Origin of the sequence: Mesorhizobium sp. M7D.F.Ca.US.004.03.1.1 (assembly GCF_003998635.1) — a bacterium.
In the GTDB taxonomy this organism is placed as follows: Bacteria; Pseudomonadota; Alphaproteobacteria; order Rhizobiales; family Rhizobiaceae; genus Mesorhizobium; species Mesorhizobium loti.
In genome coordinates, this window is sequence record NZ_RZQG01000359.1 from 1 (window position 1) to 5,712 (window position 5,712).

General features: G+C 63.9%; 5 protein-coding genes and 1 pseudogene. 2 read left to right on the forward strand and 4 right to left on the reverse strand.

The window, feature by feature from the left end; genetic code table 11:
• On the reverse strand, nucleotides 1-203 hold a 203-nt coding region (locus tag EN935_RS19725), incomplete at its 3' end, for a hypothetical protein (RefSeq protein ID WP_127373546.1).
• Between the two features lie 345 nt (nucleotides 204-548).
• Between EN935_RS19725 and EN935_RS19730 the strand changes: the two genes are divergently transcribed.
• Nucleotides 549-1,127, forward strand: a complete 579-nt coding sequence (locus EN935_RS19730; protein WP_127265473.1) for an invasion associated locus B family protein — start codon at nucleotides 549-551, stop codon at nucleotides 1,125-1,127.
• Nucleotides 1,128-1,238: 111 nt separating this feature from the next.
• On the opposite strand, the gene coaBC is transcribed toward EN935_RS19730, so the two are convergent.
• The 3 genes from coaBC to ubiE form a co-directional block, all read right to left on the reverse strand.
• A complete protein-coding gene (gene coaBC / locus EN935_RS19735) occupies nucleotides 1,239-2,699 on the reverse strand; it encodes a bifunctional phosphopantothenoylcysteine decarboxylase/phosphopantothenate--cysteine ligase CoaBC (RefSeq protein WP_206534543.1) in 1,461 nt (486 codons plus the stop codon).
• 76 nt (nucleotides 2,700-2,775) lie between these two features.
• Nucleotides 2,776-4,350, reverse strand: a complete 1,575-nt coding sequence (gene ubiB, locus EN935_RS19740; RefSeq protein ID WP_109658872.1) for a 2-polyprenylphenol 6-hydroxylase — start codon at nucleotides 4,348-4,350, stop codon at nucleotides 2,776-2,778.
• A 70-nt stretch (nucleotides 4,351-4,420) separates the two neighbouring features.
• The gene (gene ubiE, locus EN935_RS19745) at nucleotides 4,421-5,197 is read right to left on the reverse strand and encodes a bifunctional demethylmenaquinone methyltransferase/2-methoxy-6-polyprenyl-1,4-benzoquinol methylase UbiE (RefSeq protein ID WP_109658873.1); all 777 of its coding nucleotides are present in this window, start codon (nucleotides 5,195-5,197) and stop codon (nucleotides 4,421-4,423) included.
• Nucleotides 5,198-5,331: 134 nt separating this feature from the next.
• Here ubiE and EN935_RS19750 point away from each other — a divergent pair.
• Nucleotides 5,332-5,712 (forward strand): annotated as a pseudogene (locus EN935_RS19750) (adenosine deaminase); the annotation flags it as partial.

Consider the following 5,712-nt stretch of genomic DNA (forward strand, 5'->3'; position numbering starts at 1 on the left):
GCACGGTACTGCTGCTGTTGCTGCTGGTATTGCTGCCGCTGTACCCTGTTTTGCAGGATTTGCAGGTCGTTCTGCCGGATCAGCGCGTTGTTGCCGGTGGCGGAATCGAGGGCCTGCGCGGAAGCGGGCAGGCAAGCCCCCACCAGCATTGCCGTGGCCAGCATTGCCGATGTGAAGATCGTTGATGGTCGAAGCGCCGACATCCGCTCATTCCCGGGTGAAAGAAATCCTCGCCTTAATATAGGGTGTCTGTCCGGCTGTGCCATATCCAGCGTCGATCGAAACGAAATCGGCTTGTCGGCCACCGAAGGTCGCTTCGCAGCGGCGGAGAATCTGCCGGGCAACCCGCATTGCACTTGACGGAGGCCGTCGATTCGCCGCTCTATCGGGTCGGCGCCGGCCTTGAGCGGAATGGCGTCAATGGCGTCGGCCTGTCCGTCAGGTACAATGGCGCCTTCGGCGAAACGGTTAAACAGAACGCCATCAGCGCATCTCTCGAGGTCAGTTTCCAGCTGGCTCGAGGCGGAGCCGGGTTGGGAGGGGTCTTGATGAGGAAGTACGCATATCTCTTGGCGATGATGGGCGTTGCCTGCGTCGTCGGTGTGCCGGCCGTGGCGGCGCAAACCAAGGGCGACAAGGTGGTCGCGGCGCCGTCCGCCGCCGATGCGCCGCAGCTGCCTGGAGGCGCGTCGGCACTGTCCGAAACCCATGGCGACTGGACGGTCAATTGCCAGATATCGGGCACGACCAAGACTTGCAGCCTGTCGCATCAGCAATTCAACAAGCAAAGCAATCAGCGCCTGCTGGCGATCGAGCTGTCGAGCAAGACCGGCGACGATGCCACGGGAACGCTCGCGCTGCCGTTCGGCCTGGCGCTGGCCAAGGGGGTCAGCCTGACCATCGACGATCAGAAGCTGGACGGCAGCCTGGCATTCAACACCTGCCAGGTCGTCGGCTGTCTGGTGCCGGTGGCGTTCGATGCGACCGTCACGCCGCTGCTGAAATCAGGCACCACCCTGAAGATCGACGCCTTCGCGGCCGACACCGGACAAGCGGTGAGCTTTTCCATTCCGCTCAATGGCTTCGCCGGCGCGCTTGCCCGGACCGCCGAGCTTTTGACCAATTGACCGCAGAGGTCATGCAGAGCTGCAGGACTTAAAGCATGCCGCCTGGATGCCGTCTCGCGGCGGGGGCAGTGCGTCGCTGCAGCAGAACCTGGCGGCAGAACGTCTTTCAGCTCAAACGACGATCGTTTTAAGCCTTTCGGCGATCAGGGCGGCGAGTCGAGCCGCCACTTCGTCCTTGCTCATCTCGGGCCATTCCTCGACGCCGGCCTTGGACACGATCCGCACCCGATTGCGATCGCCGCCCATCACGCCGGAAGGACCGACGCCGCTTCCCTGCGACACGTCGTTGGCAACGATGAGATCGGCGCCTTTCTTCTTGAGCTTGGCCTCGGCGTTGCGCAAAAGATCCTGTGTCTCGGCGGCGAAGCCGATAACCAGCCCGGGTCGTTGGCTGTGATGGCCGACGCCGGCCAGGATGTCGGGATTCTCGACCATGCGCAGCACCGGCGGCCCTTCGCCCGCGACCTTCTTGATCTTCTCATCGGCCGAGTTCTCCGTACGCCAGTCGGCAACGGCGGCGACGAACACCGCCGCGTCGGCGGGCAGGAGCTGTTCCACCGCATCGCGCATCTCTTGCGCACGTTCGACATGGATGGTCTTCACCCCGGCGGGATCGGCGATGCCGACAGGACCGGAGACGAGGTGCACATCGGCGCCGAGCCTGGCCAGTGCTGCCGCGATGGCATGGCCCTGCTTGCCGGAGGAACGGTTGGCGATGTAGCGCACCGGGTCGATCGGCTCATGCGTCGGGCCGGAGGTGACGATGATCTTGCGCCCCGACAGCGGCCTGGGGCCGACATCGAGCAGCGCCTCGATGGCGGCGACGATCTCCAGCGGCTCGGCCATGCGGCCTTCGCCCGCCTCATTGCTTTCCGCCATCTCACCCCTGGCCGGACCGACAAAGGCGATGCCGTCCTTTTGTAGCGTCGCGCGGTTGCGGCGGGTGGCTGGATGCGCCCACATTCTGGGATTCATGGCCGGCGCCATCAACACCGGCTTGTCGGTGGCGACAAGCACGGTGGAGGCCAGATCGTTGGCGTGGCCGTTGGCGAGCTTGGCCATCAGGTCGGCGGTGGCGGGCGCCACCACCAGCAGATCGGCCTCGCGCGACAGCCTAATATGGCCGACATCGTGCTCATCATTGCGGTCGAACAGGTCGGTAAAGACATGGTCTGCGGAGAGCGCGCCAACCGACAGCGTGGTAACGAATTCCTGCGCGGCCGATGTCATGACCACCCGAACCGCAGCCCCACGCTCGCGCAGCCGGCGGATTAGATCAAGCGCCTTGTAGGCGGCGATGCCGCCGCCGATGATGAGCAGGATGCGCTTGCTGGAGAGGCCGCGCGGCATGATTTTCCCCGCGACAACTGGGGCTAGGCCGCGTGCGCTCGCAAGTTCGCGCAAGGTCTGTTCGATCTGATCAATGCGGCCGGCCGAACCAAGCTGGCCTTCGACGGCAGCACGGATCATCACCCGCGCCTGCTCTTCCATCGAGCGGTCGTTCTCCGCTGCGAGCTGGCGCAGCAGATCCTTGACCTCGTCGTCAAGATTGCGAATGGTGATGCTGGCCATATGATTGCACTCTGCTCAACATTGCCGAATGCAATGATAGCAATGCAATCACTTTGGGACAAGCCGTTCCAGACCGCTAGATGATCTTCCAGGCGATATAGACGAGCGTCAGCGCGATCACCCACAGTGCCAGGCGGCCGGAGCGGCTGTAGCGCGCCTCGGCCTTGCCGATGGCGCGCGCGGTTGTCTCGTCGAAGCGCAGGCCGTGCTCGGCCATCAGGTCGATCTCGCGCGACAGCCGGTCGGTGCGCGCCGCAAGCTCGGGTACCTGGCGGGCCAGCGTCAGCAGCGCCTTGGCGCCGTCGCGCGCATCGATCATCATGCCACGTGGACCAAGGTTGCCGGCAATCCAGCCGCCGACCACCGGTTCGGCGGTCTTCCACATATTGAAAGCCGGGTCGAGCGTGCGCGCCACGCCCTCGACCACCACCATGGTCTTCTGCAGCAGAATCAGCTCCGGCCGCGTCGCCATGTCGAAGAGTTCGGTCACTTCGAACAGCAGGGTCAAAAGCTTGGCCATCGAAATGGTCTCGGCCGGCTGGCCGTGGATCGGCTCGCCGATCGCCCGGATCGCCTGCGCGAAGGCCGCGACATTGTGCTGGCGCGGCACATAGCCGGCCTCGAAATGCACCTCGGCGACGCGCAGATAGTCGCGCGTGATGAAACCGTAGAGGATTTCGGCGAGGAAGCGGCGCTCCTTCTTGCCGAGCCTGCCGGCGATGCCGAGATCGACGGCGACGATGGTGCCGTTTGCCTCGACGAAGAGGTTGCCCGGGTGCATGTCGGCGTGGAAGAAGCCGTCGCGCAGCGTGTGGCGCAGGAACGACTGGATGAGGTTGGCGGCGATCGCCTTCAGATCGTGGCCGGCGGCTTCGAGACCGGCAATGTCGTTCATCTTGACGCCGTCGACCCATTCCATGGTCAGCACGTCGCGGCCGGTGCGCTCCCAGTCGACGGATGGCACGCGAAAGCCGGGATCGTCTTTGGTGTTTTCGCCCAGTTCCGAAAGGGCGGCCGCCTCGAGCCTCAGATCCATTTCGATCTTGGTGGTCTGTGCCAGCGTCTCGGTGACCTCGACCGGCCGCAGCCGGCGCGACGACGGGATGTATTTTTCCTGCAGGCGGGCGGCGAGGAAATAGCTTTCGAGATCCTGGAAGAAGCGGCGGCGCACGCCGGGCCGGATCACCTTGACCGCCATCTTGGTGGCAACGCCGTCATGGATGGTGTCGGCGGCATGGACCTGGGCGATGGAGGCGGCTGCGACCGGATCGCCGAATTGCGCGTAGAGATCGGCGACCTTGCGCCCGAGCGAAGCCTCGATAGCCGCGATGGCTTCAGCCCTGGGGAAGGTGTGCATCTTGTCTTGCAACATAGCGAGATCGAGCGCCATGTCGTTGCCGACGACGTCGGGCCGTGTCGCCAGGAACTGGCCGAGCTTGACGTAGGATGGACCGAGCCGGACGACCGCCTTGGCCAGCCGGTCGCTGCGCTCATAGGCAAGCGCGCGGCGGCGGGTGAACAGCCGTGCCAGCCGCCAGCCGAACTTCGGCAGGCCTGACAGCTCCTCGCCCGGCAAGGCGGCGACGACGCCCTCGCGAACCAGCACCCAGCCGGCCCTTACGAGCCGAAATCCAGCGCTGACCGTGCTCATGGCCGCGCCCGTCCTGCCGGCTCGTTGAACCGGCACAGACCACATCGCGTGTGAGAAATGCGAGCCAGCCTCAAAGCTTCCAGCCCGAATGAAGCGCGGCAATACCGCCGGAATAATTGCGGAAGGAAACGCGATCGAAGCCGGCGCGGGAAATCATCGTCGCGAAATTCTGCTGGTTGGGAAACCTGGCGATCGATTCGACCAGATAGGAATAGGGCTCACCGTCGCCGGTGACCATCTTGCCGATCTTCGGAATCGCATTGAACGACCAGGCCTCATAGGCCTTGTCGAGCAGCGGCATCTCGACTTCGGAAAATTCCAGGCACAGGAAGCGCCCGCCCGGCTTCAGCACGCGAAACGCTTCTGCGAGCGCGACATCGATGCGCGGCACGTTGCGGATGCCGAAAGCGATGGTGTAGGCGTCGAATGTGGCATCAGCGAAGGGCAGTTCCTCGGCATTGGCCTCGACGAAATCGGTGTTGCCAGACAGGCCTTTCTTTTCGGCCCGGTCGCGGCCGACGGCCAGCATCGAGCCATTGATGTCGAGCACGGTGGCATGGGCGTTGCCGTGGCTGGCATCGACGATGCGGAAGGCGATGTCGCCGGTGCCTCCGGCAACGTCGAGCACCTTCCAGCCCGCCCGTTTCGGCGGGTTGAGCCATGTCACCATGGCATCCTTCCACAGCCGGTGCAGGCCAGCCGACATCAGATCGTTCATCAGGTCGTAGCGGTTCGCGACCTTGTGGAAAACATCGTTGACCAGGGACTGCTTGTCGCCAGCCCCTACACGCTTGAAACCATAGGAGGTTTCCATGCCGCCCGCGGCCGTGGTTCTCTCAACTGACATTTTTTTGATCCGTCATAAAACCGGCGGGACCATAGCCGATCGATGGTGCGGGCGCTATTGTTTAAGGCGCGGTGTTCAGCCGCGCTTCCAGGTGGCGGGTTTTCAAGACCTGGACAGACCGACGGGATGATTGAATGCCTTTGAAAGCGGAACTGCACTGCCACATTGAAGGGGCAGCGGCGCCCGAACTCGTCATCCGCCAGGCGCAGAAATACGGCAAGGATACCTCGCCCTATATCCAGAACGGTTCCTTCGTCTGGCACGATTTCACATCGTTCCTTGCCGCTTACGATTTTTCCGCCGACCTGTTCCGGACCGAGGAGGATTACGCGCGGCTGGCCGACCATTATCTGACCAGTCTCGCCCGCGACGGGGCGATCTATTCCGAGGTCTTCACGTCGCCGGACCATGCCAGAAAGGCCGGGTTGTCGCCCAAGGCCTATACCGACGCGCTCGGCGAGGGCATGGCCCGCGCCAAGGCCAAGACCGGCATCGAGGGCCGCATGATCGTAACC

Coding starts and splice junctions, on each gene's coding strand:
- ubiB (WP_109658872.1), bottom strand. CDS start 4,350: ATGAGCACGGTCAGCGCTGGATTTCGGCTCGTAAGGGCCGGCTGGGTG.
- coaBC (WP_206534543.1), bottom strand. CDS start 2,699: ATGGCCAGCATCACCATTCGCAATCTTGACGACGAGGTCAAGGATCTG.
- ubiE (WP_109658873.1), bottom strand. CDS start 5,197: ATGTCAGTTGAGAGAACCACGGCCGCGGGCGGCATGGAAACCTCCTAT.
- EN935_RS19730 (WP_127265473.1), top strand. CDS start 549: ATGAGGAAGTACGCATATCTCTTGGCGATGATGGGCGTTGCCTGCGTC.